The following is a 14,502-nucleotide window of genomic DNA, read 5'->3' as shown; positions in this document are numbered from 1 at the left end:
GCGACGCCAGGCCTCAATTGTCTCATCGTAGATCGTAGCCGTAGCAAAACATCTCTCTGGGGGTATGACGACTGGTTTGTTGCCGAGCTAATAATATCTTGAGATTGGTCTATGCTATCAGTTCTGCTCTGTGCTTGCAGAGAAGGAGGATAGCTGCGGCTGACGGTAATAGGACAGTCTCGTCGTGATATGGTCCGAGTTTTCTGTTTCCGAGTCTGAAGGCTGGAGACTCGTTGACCTTGACTTTCATCTCGCCCTGGAAGGCTAGTGGTTCTGTGAACGGGTCGAACTCGTCTAGTCTTTCTTCTGGAACCCTCATTGCGAGTAGTCCTGTGTGGCCGTTGAGGGTTCCTGGCATTCTGATGAGTCTGTGGATATCCGTTGTGACGACAGTGTCTATTTTTGCCGATTTTTTCTCGACGGCCTTTGACACCAAGGTTTTCCATGTTGGCAATCCAACGCCTTTGACAGAACTCCAGAATGGTTTCCTGAGTAGGTCTTCCCTATTCCATGATTTCAGGGCCTGGACCTGATTCGACGTGAGGCCTATCTGGTCGATCTCGCCTCCCAGTAGATCGTAGATTCCAGTAACTATTCGTCCTCTCCATCCCGGCTGACCGACCAAAGGGCCTTCTGCAACCTTTGTCCCGTCGATACTCGTCTCCTCTAGTTCGTGGAGTTGAGGGTCTAGTCCTTGGGCTAGAAGGTAGTCTGCGATTTCTCTGCGTTCTTCTTCTCCGAGCTGCGAGGTTTGTTTTGAGGACACGTGGACATGGTATCCGCGGTGTCCTGAGAAGATGAGCCTAGTGTTATCGTGGTCTATTCCAAGATCTGTGTAGAGCATTTCCAGGAGTCTAGCGGTTTCCTCTTTGGCTTCCTGGAGGCATCTGTCGCAGAGCCAGGTTTGTTCTTCCATTCGATCGTTCTTGCATTTTGGACAGAGCTTTGGGGCGCCGCCGGCTCCTTTGGTGCCGCATGCTTTGCATTTCCAGCTGTCATGGTCTGGTTTGCATGGTGTGTTGAGGTGGTCCGCGTCAATGTCAAAGACTAGATCGGCACCAGTCCATCCTTTGCCCTCCATGGGTGCGGTAGGTTCACGATAGTAAGCCGTGGAGAAGTAGACATGCAACGGGACCAAATCTCTGATCGCGGCAAGGAGCAAGTCAGGTTCTCTGAACGAGCGATGTCTGACCATGAACTTTCCGCCGAATAGCAAGAACCCGTATTCCCTTTCTGAAGGATTTGGAGGTGGGTCCAACTGTCTGTTCGGGTCGAGATAGTATTGTTGGAATTTCTGTCGGACGGCCTGTTCAGCTGGGTTCACGGTTCGGCCCCCTTCCGGTAAGGGTTCTAGCTTTTCTCTTGTAGTAACTCAGAGGGTTTCGGATAGTAGTGCAGATCTCGTCCGGCTTGTAGCATACTCCGTGCGTCTTCAGTGTCGTGCACATCGGGCAGGTATACTTTGTTCTGCCACCCCGTTTGCCGGCGATGTGTTCAACCTGGTAGCGGGTCATTCTCTCTGAAAAGTCGCTTGCAGGCTTGAACGTCTTGACTATCTCCTCTTCTCCGGCTCCGATGTTGACCAGGAACGATGCGAGGGTGAATCGGCCCATGTGTTGGACGTTCTTCCCTTCTGCGAGGTTATCAATGAGATGCCTGACGCAGGGAGGCATTGCTTCTGGCGCGGGTACCTTCGGAAGTTCAAAGTGAGATGGAGTGCCCAGCCATTTGGTGATGAGCCCCTTAGTCTGTTCGACCTTGGGCTGCAGGAGCTTCGGTACCTGTCCGGGAATGCGACCGCTCCTGTCGATTATTCTCGTTCTGACCTCTTCTTCAAGGAGGCGGGCCAGCTCCTCCCTAGTAGCGTAGATGAGACCGTGGTCTAGAATCCTGTTCGGCAACTTCCATTTCGGCTCTTTAAGGTGGACCGCGTTTCTGAGATAGTCGGCCAAAGAGATTGCGAAATCATAGAACCTCTTTCCCGGCTGAGCGTCGATTTTCGCTAGCTTCCAGCCAAAGGTCGTGCGGGCGATGTATTCTAGTTTGTCGGGATTTTCCTGTCGGAGCAGTTCGTAAGCTCTCTTCGCTTCGGCAAGTGCAAATCTTCTCTGCGCCCGCTCCTCTCCGGTGAGACTCAGGATTAGATTGGAGACTGGGAATGATAGGATCTCAGCGTTCTCGTTGCCGAACTCGTTTGAGACCCTTCCTTTTGAGAGGGCTTCTTCCAGTCTTTTTTCTGCCCTTTCCATTACCGGGCTGAAGTCTGGGGATGCGATGTCGTCGATGGAGATTCCTAGTTCTTTGATGTAGTCAGAGGCTTCGTTAAGGAAGGGGTATTTGGCCAGGTCAGCCCTTGTTAACATTAGATTCTTCTTATTCGGCTTCTATTCTTGGGGCGAGATAGTAGAGGAGCCTTCCTTGCTGGGGCATTTCAAATTCTACTTTGATTGGCATGTTGGTGGAGAACTCGAGAGAGGTAACCTCGGAGGCTCCTGAGCCTGCCCGGATTATTTCTCCGAGATAGTTGAGATTGTACGTGGCCTTCGCTGGTTCCTTCACGTCTAGTTCAAGAATGGCATCGCTTCCCTTGTCCAATTCTATTAGTGCGCTAGTCAGTTCTCCAGCTGCTCTTACTACGAATTTTTCCTGGGTCACTTCGAGCTTGACATTGTCGCTTATGGATTGCGCGTCATCGATAATGTCTCGCAGGCTCGCGGCGGTAATCTTGACTCTCGCGTTGAACGGGACCTTTGGCGTCGGAACCTCTTCCGTAGATGGTTCGAGGGTCGGGGTTATGAATTTCCTTACAATGTTGCCTTTGAGAGTAATGTTGAGTTTCTTGTTCGCGTCATCATAGACTACCTCGATGGATTCATCACTTTTCGTCCTCTTCAACAGCTTGAGGAGGTTCGATACGCTGAGCCGGAGTTTCGTTTGAGTTGTGCACTCGTAGGTGTCAAAGGCTGTCTTGGGCCATTCGAAATCAACCATTGCTATGTGCGAGGGGTCCATGGAGCGTAGCTTGATTCCATCAGGGGAAGCGTTGAAGTCTGCTTCTTCGATAAGGCTTGAGATTGCTCCTATGAGGTTGCGGAAGAGCCGTGCATCGTTCATAGTGGCTTTGAACATGGGATTAGCCGGCTTTTCCTTCTTAGCCGAGGTTTCGGCTATTGAACTTTCCAGCAATTCTAGCTATTCTCCCGCCATGTGGCGCCGCAATTGGTACATCTAAAGAATTGGGTTGAAGACTCATCGCCGCCCCTTGTCTGAACGAGCCAGTAGAATGCCTCGTGATTGTTACACTTGGGGCATTCCGCTTTGGCCTTCGGGAGGGTCCTTATCTTCTGTTCTTCTCTACCAATGACCACGATCTTCTCTTTATCATGAGCTAGCCTGCTAACTTGCTTATCTCCGCGGTTGCTCGAGTAGCCGCACTTTCCGCAGGCCATGAACACCTTCTTCTCTCTCTTGGCGGGTAAGAGTGTGGACCCGCATTTCGGACAGAACTGCAAAACAGATTCACTGTTAAAAGCGCTAGAAGGCGAATTTATTTGTTGGCTTAGAAACGCGCCTTTTTCCCGAAAAAATTCGGGATCTGGAGACTAAGTGGGCTATTCGCAACGGTTCCGGAAGCGTTCCTGTTAGCCAGGTTGTGGAGAGGATCTCCTGGAGAGTCTCGGAGGGAAGAGAACTCGCTATTTGCGACTTCTTACTTCCGATCTTATATGATTCGAATCCATTTGAGGCTCGCTTATTGGCCGAGGCGACTTCGACGACTGGGAGCTTCGTCAGCTTCTCGATGACCTTAGCATCGAGCCGATGTCGGGTATGGTGAACCATGATCAGCCTAAGCTCGGGAAAAAATCTCGTTCGGAGAATCGCTGAAGCAATTGCTCTGTTCTGTGGAATGGGTCTGGCGGGAAAGACCACAATTCCGTCTAGGTAATGTCCACCTCTTACAACCGCGCCTACCTGCCGCCTCGGGTTGCAAAAGTCGAGCCCAAGTATCCTAATCTCTTTCTTGACGGCAAACCTCCGAGTCATGATTGTTGCCGAAGCTTGGTTAGAGCTATTTCCGCAAGGATGGAAAAGTTCACGCTAGGTTCAAGGTTGTCTTTCTTGAGACAGACAACGACCTCCTCAAGGGTGATCATTTTCTGTAACCATAGATATCCCAGCAATGCCTCCAAACTGTTAGCCACGTCTCCTCTGCCCACTCTTCTTGGAAGATGTTTTCTCAATCCGGCTCTTGCGGCAGCATCGGCAAGGATCTTGTCTCGGACCTTCGTTCCATTTGGTCGGCCCGTAATTTCTGTAAGGGCTATCGAGTATGCGAAGTTTAGGAGAGAGTCTCCGAACTGAGCGAGCCTAGTGTCGGTCAGAATCTTGACAAGAGCCTCCTCGTTCAATCGCGACCCCCCATGCGATTCGGCGACCGCTGCGCTATTGAAGATGATTATTGAAGAGAATTGATGGTAAGGCGTTGAGAGAGGCTATTATCGAGTCAGCCCCCGCCTCCTCCAATTCCTCTCGGGAATAGAATCCTTGAGGCAGTCCGATTGTCTGGATACCCGCTCGTTTTCCGCCCAGCATATCCACAGGCTCATCTCCGACTACAAAGCATTCTTTGGGAAGGAGGGCGAAGTTTTCAATTGCTTTCAGGAAAGGCTGTGGTGATGGTTTGAACTCTTCAACTTGCTCTGGGGTAATCGCGCAACGGAAGTAGTCTTTCAGTTTCCAAACGTCCAAACGCCTCGTAAGCCTTGGTCTCCGCACAAAAGTTACCAGGCCCATTATGAATTCTCTTTGTTTGAGTTGCTCCAAGAGCGCGACCAGATCGTTTCCTGGCCCTGTCTCATCCATCTTGGCATCGAGTTTTTCGAAGAATCTTGATCGAACTTCCTCGTCGCGTTCAAGTCCGTGTTGTCTAGCGAGAGAGACGGCGATTCCGCTTATTTTGAGAGTTTCCCGAGCCTCCCCCCCTTTCCTAATGAGGTCTCTTGCTAGCTCAAGAGCCTCGTAGGCTGTTGTTGAAACGTTGAATTCTCTAAGAGTCTCTTCGATCAGGGCAATCCAGAGTCTCCAGTCTCCGTAGAGCGTTCCATCAAAATCGAAAATGACGCCCTTCGATGGCAGAGGGCGGCCCCGGCTAGTTTTCAGCTTCGGCTGCTACTGCAGCACTGAACTTTTCGATAAACTCATCAGTATCCTGATGGACTTTTTTCGCCGCCCGTTCCAAAGCCTTCTCCGCAGAGGACTCGCCTTTCATTCTCAGAGTTATGACGGGCTTGGTGAAGAGTGGGTGAGGAAGGTCGTAGCCTGCCCAGTCTACAGTCTTGTCTTCTAAGAGTGCTTGTTGCATGAGATGCCCGAAGGTGTGACCTTCTCCCTCGACCTCAACTTTGAGGAATCCCTTCGATTTTTTCAAGACGTTGACCTTCAACTTGGAACGTTTCCTCCGTCGGCTCCGAAGTCTTCTGTTAGCCGTCGTCTCTCGACATTTAGGCACAATGTACAGCGGAGAATCCTTCCTGATAGTACGAGTTCGCCTCCGCACCGAGAGCAGTAGGCCTTGATCACGCCCATTTCGCGTCCAACCGTTGTAAGCTTCGGTATCCTCTGGCTTACATCGATCACCTTTCCTCGGATGACGTCGTTCGGTTTGCAGACGTCCCCCATGAAGCGCTCGAACCTAGGACTTGAGTTTGAGATGTGCAACATTCCTGTGAATGGTGGCTGGACCTTGTGACCGTCAACTACAACGATGTTAACGATGGCCATTTTCTCCTGGACTTTCTCGACAACTCCAATGATCGTTGAACCCTCTTCAGGGACGACAGGGGGTCCAGCCGATGGTTTTACTGAGACTATGTGACGGTTAGAATCGACTGCTGCAACTCCCGTCTGGGATGAAAAGACAGTTCCATCTACCTCGACGGTACCGCGGCCCGGCATGAACTCTTCAACGACGCCGAGCTTCTCTCCCGGTACGACGAATTGTCCGTCCAGCTTCTTTATCATGGCTGTTCTAGTAACCTTTCAGGAACAGCCTCTTTTCGTCGGCCCGATTTTTATACCCTTGTCTTTGTAAGACAACTTAGCGTTATTCGTCCTCGTACCTATCAAAGGGTCGGGAAGTGGATTAGCCCTCAAGAAATGGATGGTTTATTGCATCTTTTGCCCACATTCCGGACAGAACTTGGTCCCCGCGGCGACCGGTTTTCCGCAGTTGGGACAAGGCGTCATAGCTTGGGCAGCGGGCGGTACGAACATGGTCGCGCCACAGTTAGGGCAGAACCGGGCTCCCTGTTGAACACCGTTTCCGCACTTGGGGCATGCAACGAGCGCTGCCTGCGGTTGAACAGCGGGCTGCATCTGGGCGTTCATCACTTGCGGTATGAGGACCATTCCTGCTCCGAAGCCTGCGCCTGGAGATGAGCCAATGCTCGACCCGATGTCCTTGGCGGTCTCCATCCTCAACACGTCTGAAGTGGCTGCTTTCTGTTTGATCCAAAAGAGCCGGTCACGGAACTGATCAGAGGTGTCGATTCCCTCGAACTTGAAATCGACCAGGTCGGTTCCGAGTCGTTTCAGAGCATCATTGATGTTGACCTTGACACTGACCGATGCTTTGTCGAGTTGGGTGAATGCGGTTTGGAGATCGTATTTCGACATTTCATCGATGACTCTTTCGTTGATGAAGCCTCGGATGAAATCGTCCACCTGCGGAGTACTATAGGCTCCCTGTCCGCCGACAACTTCATTGACGAAAAGGTTCGGATCTGTTACTCTGAGCCAAGCTGTCCCGTGCACCATCAACGGCGCGAGCTCTGTCGTCTGGGCCTTCGCGCCCCACTTACCGGCGAACTGTTTCGTCGAGACGTATATGACCGTGGCTGTGAAGGGGGTCTTTCCGCCGAAGAATATACGGTATGCTGACGTTATCAGAGGCAGGTTGAGAGTTGTAAGAGTGTGTCTGCCAGGAGGGAAGACGTCGTAGGCTTTTCCGTCTTTGAGGAAGACCGCCGTCTCGTACTCGTGAACCACTAACTGCGCAGCATTGGTGATCTCTTCTACTGGGTATCGCCAGACGATGTCGTCTGGGCCTGCTCCTCTCCATTCTATGACTTGTGGCACTACTGCTGGACTCCTAGGATTATGTCTTTGCGTCCGTTATACGCGGTCTCGAGCGCTTCGACCGCTTTCATAGCGTCAGAAATCTTTCCTTTCGCGTCTTGAACATGTCCACCATCTACGGAGTCTTTGAGACCTTGGATTGCACTTGTTACGGTATCTGTCATCTGGAGGAGTTGCATGTCATAGTCCATCATCCGATCCAAGTCCGGCTCCTTGACCTTTGTCACATCGAAGAAGCCCGCGTATCCATATTCTGAATGATTGATACGCTCGACGACTCTGTCAAGTCGCGCCATGAGATGGTCTGTATCGTCCCAAGTATCGTTGATTCCTTGGTTGACGAGGGACCTATAGGTGTCTTTAGCTTGTGATTCAGCGCTCGAGAGTTTCTGATAGATCTGGTTTCTGAGCAGCTTGTCTGATTCTCGTCGAATCTCTCTCTCTTTGTATCCGTGAAATCCCGGAATAAGAAGCATGATTTTCTCTTGAAGGTTGGTCTGGGATTTGGCCCTGTCGTAAAACGAATTACTCGGCTGGCTCAAATTCGAACCTTTCCTCGGCGACTCAGGTTTCATGCCAAGTTACTTTTAAGGGTGTCAAAACCCACGCGGGGCAAAAGCAGGGACTAGTTTTTCCAACTTTGAAAACCGACTATGAGATGGAATCGATCTACGAAATGCTTCGTCGATGAGATCAAGAGGATGGGTCACGATTAGTCTCTAGCGCCGGTTACAGAATGGCTATGTCAAGATTCACGAGTTGAAACCGTTACGCAGATGAAGACTGTCAAGCAGGAAGAGCCAGTTGCACGTAGCCGTTTCATCGATTGTCCCAGTTGCAAGACGCATACTCTCAAGCTCAAAAGGGTCGTCCAAGTCGGACGATGCAAGAGTTGCCACGAATCATACAAGATCGTAATAGTATACGTTAAGGAAGGGAAGAAATCAAAGCCTGCGACGAAAACAGAGCCTGCGAATAGCGTGCCCAGTCAAGACTCAACGTTGCCATCTTGGCAGGTTCCCTCGGACAGTTCACTGTTCGGGTCCTCATCGACAGAAACGAACTCGATATTCTCGGATATCGGCTCTAGTTTTGGCCAGGAAGAGCCTAACAGAGAGACTTCGACAAGTAGCGGGCAATAGAAGTCTCGTTATCAAGCTGGACTGCCTCCACCCACGTTTCCGCCAAGGTACTCTTGCGTCATGAGATGTGGTCGCTAGTACCCCCTTTTTGACGAGGGAGTTTGCTGTCTGCCGTGGATACTGGGCGAGTCCAATGATTCAGGGCGTGATTCGGGCTTGGATGGAAATGCGTTTGTTGGAGTTATCCTTGCGATTTCCGAACGATTGAGGTGCGAAATCTAGGGGTAGGCCCGGATTCGAGATCAGGGTTCATTTTGGGCTTGGAAGCGAGAATTATCTTGGTAATAGTAGGACTTACCAATGATCGTAGTGTATGAATTTTTCGACAGGCTTTCTCTTGGGGGGGCCAAGTCTGATTGCTGGATAACCAAGATAGATCAGGCAGGCTACCTTAACATGATCAGGGATTCCAAGGATCTTTTTGACCTCTGGTTCTCCACGGGTCGAGGTGGACCCGTGAACTGTCAGGCATGTGGCTAGACCTAGCGCGTGAGCGGCCAGCATGAGGTTTTGGACTGCCGGATAGATACTAGCGTACTTGACCTCGTCGCTCTTGCTAACGCGGTTCAGGTCGACGCAGCAGTAGACTATGACAGGTACCTTCTCGGTATTTCGAAGCATCTCAGTGGCGTCATCATAGACTACTCTCATTCGATCCGATATACCGGGGCTATTGCCGAGGCGTTGTAACCACGTCTTCAGCATCGGCTCCTTTAGCTGGGCCTTCTGCCTAGGATCCCGGACAACAATGAACTCCCATGGTTGCGTGTTACTTCCTGAAGCCGCTTTCGAGGCTGCTTCCAGAATTGTCTTGAGAACATGATCGGGGACGGGGTCAGCCTTGAACTTTCGAATGGACCGTAGGGTGTTGATCCCCTCGAGGACCGTTTTTTCCTTTGGCATGGTTAGTGGCCCTTAACGGGACCTAGGTTAAAGCATACGGAGACCAATAGTCGCTTGGAATTGTCCCAGCGCCCAACTAGGACATTGAGGATCGCAGTAGACCTTGATGGTGTCTTGGCAGAGACAATGGAGGCCTGGTGCAAGAGGGCGAATGCTCTGCTGGGAACTAAGTTTGGATTGGACGATTTAGACACATGGGGCTCATGGACCAAGTTCGGCATGGAGCGCGACCGGTTTTTTCAGCTCTTGGATGAGACATGGGATAACTGGGAGAATATCCCGCCGACCGAACCAGACCTTGCACGGAAGGTCTCCAAGCTGCAAGTGCTAGGAAAAATCGACATCGTGACAGGTCGAAGCAGGCAGACAATAGACTCTGCGAAAAGCTGGCTAAAGCATCACCAGATACCATACAACCAATTCGTGCGGGTTCCGGGGATGAGGGACAAGGTTCACTTGGACTATGACGTCTACATTGACGATGCTCCTGAGCTTATGCCCCTAATTTCGCGTAGCGTTGGGAAGCGCGGAATCCTATACGCCAGGCCCTGGAATCGTGACGTTCCAGAGCTTCAAGGAGTTGTGAAAATCAAGAGCTGGAGCCAGATTCCCAGAGCAATACGGAGAATTACAGAGTAGTATTCTGATTCTTAGTAGCTTCACATTACTGCGGAAGCTGGAAAACTCCGAGGAAAAGATGATTTGCTTGAAGTTTTACTTAAATGGAATGGGCTTCCTGAAAAATGCTTATTTGCACAAGCCCCTCCAGCTTGAGATCGTCCATGCCAGCCATTATGGCAAACTATTTTTTCGAGAGTCTTGACCGAGCGAGAACCAGATTTACTGCACGTTCAATTCTAGCGACAATTATTCTGACCCTCAGTTTAGGATCACCTTTTGCATCCTACATCTTAGGCACCGGCACTCTTCCCTTCGTTCACCCGGTATCTGGTGCTCTCGGTCCCGCTAACAATCTAGGTATTGATTGTGCCTTAGGTTCCTCCGCGGACTCACCCAATCCGTTTCCAACGCCGATCAGCACTAAGGACTCGGATGGAGTAATTGACTCGAACTGCCAGTGGGCAGGCGACGTTGACGGAGACCCGGCAGCTACCCTTGACCCCCTGACCTCCGATAGCCCAGAAGCTCTCAGCCCCCAGATCGGGGGAGGATTCATCGCCAATGTAATATTCACCAATATGAACACGACAATCAATGCGTTTGACATTACTGTCAATTACGATCCGCACATCCTAGACTTCGTTGCGTTCGACCAGGCAGGGTGAACGTTCGGGGGCGACGTTGGCTGTCCTCCCTCGACTCCTAGCTGCACCCTCCAGCTGGCATCAAGCACCGATCATGTCAACGGTGTCGTTCGTCTTTCCCAGACGGTCCTGTCCATCCATGTCGGCCCGAACGGCGATACAGGAAACATAAACAGCGTCACCTTGTTCCGATTGAGGTTTGATGTAGTAGGCGCCGGGTACACAACTATCCACTTTGGAACAAACATCATAGTTTCCGTCGTCGGCACCAGCACTGGTCCCGATCCGCACTTTACCATTGACGGGTCTTTCAGTACACAGGATATCTTCAATCTCATCAATTCTCAACCGCTCGCTCCATCGACAGCCTGGTTCAACGCATCATGGTTTTTATCTCCCAATCCTGAAGTTCCGGGTAATCCGCTAACGTTCATAGCTACTGCTTCTTGTTCATACTGTCAAGGTGCCCTAACCTACAACTGGGACTTCAGTAGTATAGACTCATCCACCAACTCTCATAAGATAGACGCGACAGGCAGCGTTGTCACGATCACAGCACCGCCCCCGCTCGTAAACAGGGTTACGCTGACCGTTACTAACGGGACCTTGAGCGTCTCAGCTACCAGGCTTCTACCATTGGCTGCTAGCGCTCCTCTCTCCAAATTACCAGTTGGCGTCGTTCGGAGTGCTGTTCGTGGTAGCTGGCTTGGAGGTGTTCCATCCTATTCAGGAAGCTACAATCTCTGTCCGGCCCAATCCTCTACTGATCACAGCGTTTGCTCCGCGCCCACCGTAGTTATCCCCCTAGGCACCCAATCACAGAACAAGACCGTCGCACTGTCCTACAACTACGCAGGGGTCTACAATTCGACGCTTTCTGTTATTGACAGCGCAGCTTCTCGGGTCAATGGTCCCAATAGCGCTGTAACGACATTTCTAGTCAACATTACAGGAACACCCGCAGCATTCACAGTTCCTCTCTCCGCAAACTCTACTACGGTCAGAGCAGGCCAAACACTGCAATTCCTGGCCAGCGTAGCATACAACAACAACTATCCTGCAGCCCTCCGCTCCAGCACTTTTCGGTACACATTTCTTTTCGGCGATGGATTCAGTCAAGGAATAACATCCGGCCTATCCGCAACCGTCAATCATAGGTATTTACAAGCAGGGAAATTCACAGTCCAGGCGATCGCTCAAGAGACACGTCAGCAGGCGAGACTGCAAGAAAATGGAATCCTACATCTCGGTGACAACCAAACTCTATCAGCTGACTTCACTATCAATCCAGCTTCGCCTCAGGTAGGGCAGTCTGTATCATTCAATGCATTCGTTTCCGGCGGTACAGCTCCATTCTCCTATGGATGGAACTTCGGAGACGGCACCCTAGTTGGCGGGAACCCCGCGAGCCACGTTTACGCCAGTGGCGGGACATACTCAGTCACACTAACCGTCACTGACGCGAAGAACATGATTTCGTCCGCCACCCACACAGTGACCGTAGGCGCCGTTCTTACCGGAGTTCCAATCGTCGCGGTGTGGAGCCATGACTGCGGCTCATTCAACATTACTAACATAGCTTGCCCCGGCTTGGTCCTGACTCCGAATAATCAATTAATCGTTCAGGTCAATGTTACCGGCGCTCCCACGTTCAACGCATTCGAGTTTGCGTTGTACTATGACTCGCATTACCTCAGGGTTCTCCATGCGGACGTTAATGGCACAATCGGCCAAGCAACGGTTTTCGGAAACAAAGCTCAAGCTATCATAAATGACGCAAGCACTCCCGGCGCTGTCCGCCTAGTCGTTGTTGGACTCGGAGTCTCTTTCAGCGGGGGTAGTGGAACGCTTGCGAATATCGTGTTCAATGTTACCGGCACTGGTGTGAGTCCCCTGACCTTGGCCAGTGGAATGGCAGGCCCGTCGTCTTTCGGGCAAGATGCGAACGGCAAGAGACCCAACTGGACTGACATAGTAAACACCGATTCCCTCGGGAACACCTACTATATTGGAGTAGAGACTGCAGACGGTTACTTCACAAATGTAGCAGGGACTGGTAAACTTGGACCCATGGCACGATTCATTTTCAGCCCCTCTATGCCCGTACAAGCTCAGGCAGTAAAATTTGACGCATCGTCAAGCTTCGACCCCGACAATCGGACTGGCCGAGGAATACGCTTGTACCTGTGGGACTTTGGAGACGGTGGGTCTGAGGTTACAAATGTGACCTCTGTATTCCACGCTTATGTTAGTCCAGGCGGTACCAGGTTTCTGGGGAACTTCACAGTCCGATTGACTGTTATCGATGTTGACAGTGGCTTTCAAGGAATGAGGACCCTCCGGTTAACGATCCGGTCTGACCAACCTCCAATCGCTGGCTTCGTGTTCTCGCCAGCCAATCCCTCAGTGGGACAGGCAGTCATGTTTGACGGGTCCAGTAGCCACGACCCTGACGGGAGCATTACGAACTCTACATGGGATTTTGGCGACGGTTTCACGATTTCAAACGTCGGCATATTCAGTGTCACTCATATCTATCACAATGTCGGGACATTTGCCATCGAACTAAAGGTTGAAGATAACGCGGGACTGTTCGGTAGCCAGATTCAGATAATTCACGTAGGTCCTCTGCCAGGCATTCCTCCAGTCGCGAACTTCACATTCACACCGATTAACCCTGTCGTTGGGCAGAGTGTCTTCTTCGACGGTTCTCGCAGCTCTGATGCTGACGGATTCATAACATCTTGGTCTTGGAACTTTGGAGACGGCTCCCTTCTCGGCTTTGGTACATTTCCAGTCCACACGTACTTTGCTACCGGAAACTTCACAGTTACACTCACTGTGACCGATACTGAACAACTCTCAGCGTCCACCTCTCTAATAATCCGAGTTCATGCCATACCACCACACGATGCGGCCATATTCTCTGTCTCTCCCAACCCCACACGAGCTATTTCGACTCAGACCGTGTCCATTGCGGTTCTGCTTGAGAATACGGGAACTAGCCAGGTGACGGTGAATATTACAGCGTATCAGGATTCGAAAGTCGTCGGGTCAATAAACGGTGTAACACTATTCCCCGATTTCAATGCTGTCCACCAGATCTACTTCTTTACAATCCTATGGGACACGACAGGCGTCCAAGTCGGAAATCATACGATTACGGCGAGAGTATTTCTCGCCGACGATCCAACACCTGCCGACAACTTCGCATCCGGAGGGCAGGTGACTATTCTTCCTCCCCCTGTGCTGAAGCTAGTCCCTGCCATTGGTAGTCCGGGAACCAAGGTTGTAATCGAAGGCTCGGGATTTCCTGTTCCTCAATTCGCCTTTTTAGGGCAAGTAACCTTCATTCAAGTCGCATTTGACAACGTGACGATAGGATTCATCACGACGTCTACTGGGGCTTTCAATTTCACATTCGATGTTCCCCTCGCACAGCCAGGGACCCATTATGTCAATGTCGTGGACGAATTCTCGCGAGCACATGCAGCTGCTGCATTCCAGGTGCTCCCGGTCCCGAGCGCCATAGTCGTTACAGTGAAGACTGCCGCGATATATTTCCCCGGCGATACCGCAACCGTCTACCTACTATCAACCTTAAATGGAGTTCAAGTTGGTCCCAGCGGGCTTCAACTCCAACTCACCCTCGTTAAGCCCGACGGGTCAACAACAACACTTAGCGTCTCGATCACTCCATCAGGCGTCTACAAAGCAACCTACAGCATACCAACATCTGGATCGTTAGGGACGTACACTGTCGTTGCAACTGCGCATATGGTCAGCGCTTCTGATGGCTCATCTTTAGTGAGCTTTGAGGTCAAACCGAGCTGGCTCAGCTCCCACGGTCAAACCCTAGCCGGTGGAGCTACAGTCGCTGGTATTGTAGGATTTGCAGCGGTGGCTTGGCGAAAAGGCTACTTCAGAAGGAAGAGTGGTAGCAAAGACTCCGGGTTTCTCAACCAAAGGGAAGGGTTCGAGGATTGAGACATCTGATGGACTGCTCTAGAAACCCCCATCTTGCAATTCCACTCCTGTTGTTGATTTCTGTGTCG

Annotated in this window: 16 protein-coding genes; 4 read left to right on the top strand and 12 right to left on the bottom strand. The window is 51.2% G+C overall.

Features of this window, described 5'->3' with window-relative positions; translation table 11 throughout:
• Nucleotides 1-109: 109 nt before the first annotated feature.
• The 11 genes from VGS11_09240 to VGS11_09190 form a co-directional block, all read right to left on the bottom strand.
• Nucleotides 110-1,324: a DNA primase small subunit PriS gene (locus VGS11_09240; protein ID HEV2120270.1), complete on the bottom strand. Its 1,215-nt coding sequence runs from the start codon at nucleotides 1,322-1,324 to the stop codon at nucleotides 110-112.
• Nucleotides 1,311-2,363 (bottom strand): DNA primase large subunit PriL, encoded by a 1,053-nt coding sequence (locus tag VGS11_09235; GenBank protein HEV2120269.1) that lies wholly within the window; start codon nucleotides 2,361-2,363, stop codon nucleotides 1,311-1,313. Before VGS11_09235 ends, VGS11_09240 begins: the two co-directional genes overlap by 14 nt.
• 10 nt (nucleotides 2,364-2,373) lie before the next feature.
• Nucleotides 2,374-3,186 (bottom strand): proliferating cell nuclear antigen (pcna), encoded by an 813-nt coding sequence (gene pcn / locus VGS11_09230; protein ID HEV2120268.1) that lies wholly within the window; start codon nucleotides 3,184-3,186, stop codon nucleotides 2,374-2,376.
• 2 nt (nucleotides 3,187-3,188) lie between these two features.
• Entirely contained in the window at nucleotides 3,189-3,512 is a 324-nt protein-coding gene (locus VGS11_09225; protein HEV2120267.1) for a transcription factor S, read from the bottom strand.
• 22 nt (nucleotides 3,513-3,534) lie between these two features.
• Nucleotides 3,535-4,044: a hypothetical protein gene (locus tag VGS11_09220; GenBank protein ID HEV2120266.1), complete on the bottom strand. Its 510-nt coding sequence runs from the start codon at nucleotides 4,042-4,044 to the stop codon at nucleotides 3,535-3,537.
• On the bottom strand, nucleotides 4,041-4,409 hold the full coding sequence (locus VGS11_09215; protein HEV2120265.1) for a ribonuclease III family protein: 369 nt from the start codon (nucleotides 4,407-4,409) through the stop codon (nucleotides 4,041-4,043). The genes VGS11_09220 and VGS11_09215 overlap by 4 nt, the downstream gene beginning before the upstream one ends.
• A gap of 34 nt (nucleotides 4,410-4,443) precedes the next feature.
• Nucleotides 4,444-5,118 (bottom strand): HAD family hydrolase, encoded by a 675-nt coding sequence (locus VGS11_09210; GenBank protein ID HEV2120264.1) that lies wholly within the window; start codon nucleotides 5,116-5,118, stop codon nucleotides 4,444-4,446.
• 31 nt (nucleotides 5,119-5,149) lie between these two features.
• The gene (locus tag VGS11_09205) at nucleotides 5,150-5,443 is read right to left on the bottom strand and encodes a DNA-directed RNA polymerase subunit L (protein HEV2120263.1); all 294 of its coding nucleotides are present in this window, start codon (nucleotides 5,441-5,443) and stop codon (nucleotides 5,150-5,152) included.
• Entirely contained in the window at nucleotides 5,440-6,021 is a 582-nt protein-coding gene (locus VGS11_09200) for an exosome complex RNA-binding protein Csl4 (GenBank protein ID HEV2120262.1), read from the bottom strand. Before VGS11_09200 ends, VGS11_09205 begins: the two co-directional genes overlap by 4 nt.
• A gap of 144 nt (nucleotides 6,022-6,165) precedes the next feature.
• Nucleotides 6,166-7,137, bottom strand: coding sequence for an SPFH domain-containing protein (locus tag VGS11_09195; GenBank protein ID HEV2120261.1), 972 nt, complete (start codon nucleotides 7,135-7,137; stop codon nucleotides 6,166-6,168).
• Entirely contained in the window at nucleotides 7,137-7,679 is a 543-nt protein-coding gene (locus VGS11_09190; GenBank protein ID HEV2120260.1) for a hypothetical protein, read from the bottom strand. The genes VGS11_09195 and VGS11_09190 overlap by 1 nt, the downstream gene beginning before the upstream one ends.
• A 234-nt stretch (nucleotides 7,680-7,913) precedes the next feature.
• Between VGS11_09190 and VGS11_09185 the strand changes: the two genes are divergently transcribed.
• Nucleotides 7,914-8,279: a hypothetical protein gene (locus VGS11_09185; GenBank protein ID HEV2120259.1), complete on the top strand. Its 366-nt coding sequence runs from the start codon at nucleotides 7,914-7,916 to the stop codon at nucleotides 8,277-8,279.
• A gap of 294 nt (nucleotides 8,280-8,573) precedes the next feature.
• Here VGS11_09185 and VGS11_09180 read toward each other — a convergent pair whose 3' ends face one another.
• Nucleotides 8,574-9,182, bottom strand: coding sequence for a nitroreductase family protein (locus VGS11_09180; protein ID HEV2120258.1), 609 nt, complete (start codon nucleotides 9,180-9,182; stop codon nucleotides 8,574-8,576).
• 60 nt (nucleotides 9,183-9,242) lie between these two features.
• On the opposite strand from VGS11_09180, the gene VGS11_09175 reads away from it, so the two are divergent.
• From VGS11_09175 to VGS11_09165, 3 genes are all read left to right on the top strand, one after another.
• Nucleotides 9,243-9,821, top strand: a complete 579-nt coding sequence (locus VGS11_09175) for a hypothetical protein (GenBank protein HEV2120257.1) — start codon at nucleotides 9,243-9,245, stop codon at nucleotides 9,819-9,821.
• A gap of 143 nt (nucleotides 9,822-9,964) precedes the next feature.
• Nucleotides 9,965-10,468 carry a hypothetical protein gene (locus VGS11_09170; protein ID HEV2120256.1) on the top strand — a complete coding sequence of 168 codons (504 nt, stop codon included), beginning with the start codon at nucleotides 9,965-9,967 and terminating at the stop codon, nucleotides 10,466-10,468.
• Nucleotides 10,469-10,639: 171 nt separating this feature from the next.
• Complete coding sequence (locus VGS11_09165; protein ID HEV2120255.1) at nucleotides 10,640-14,434, top strand: PKD domain-containing protein; 3,795 nt, start codon at nucleotides 10,640-10,642, stop codon at nucleotides 14,432-14,434.
• Nucleotides 14,435-14,502 lie beyond the last annotated feature (68 nt).

Source organism: Candidatus Bathyarchaeia archaeon (assembly GCA_035935655.1).
Taxonomy (GTDB): Archaea; Thermoproteota; Bathyarchaeia; order 40CM-2-53-6; family 40CM-2-53-6; genus 40CM-2-53-6.
Note: the sequence above shows the minus strand (reverse complement) of the source record. Positions and strands in the feature narration are given on the sequence as shown.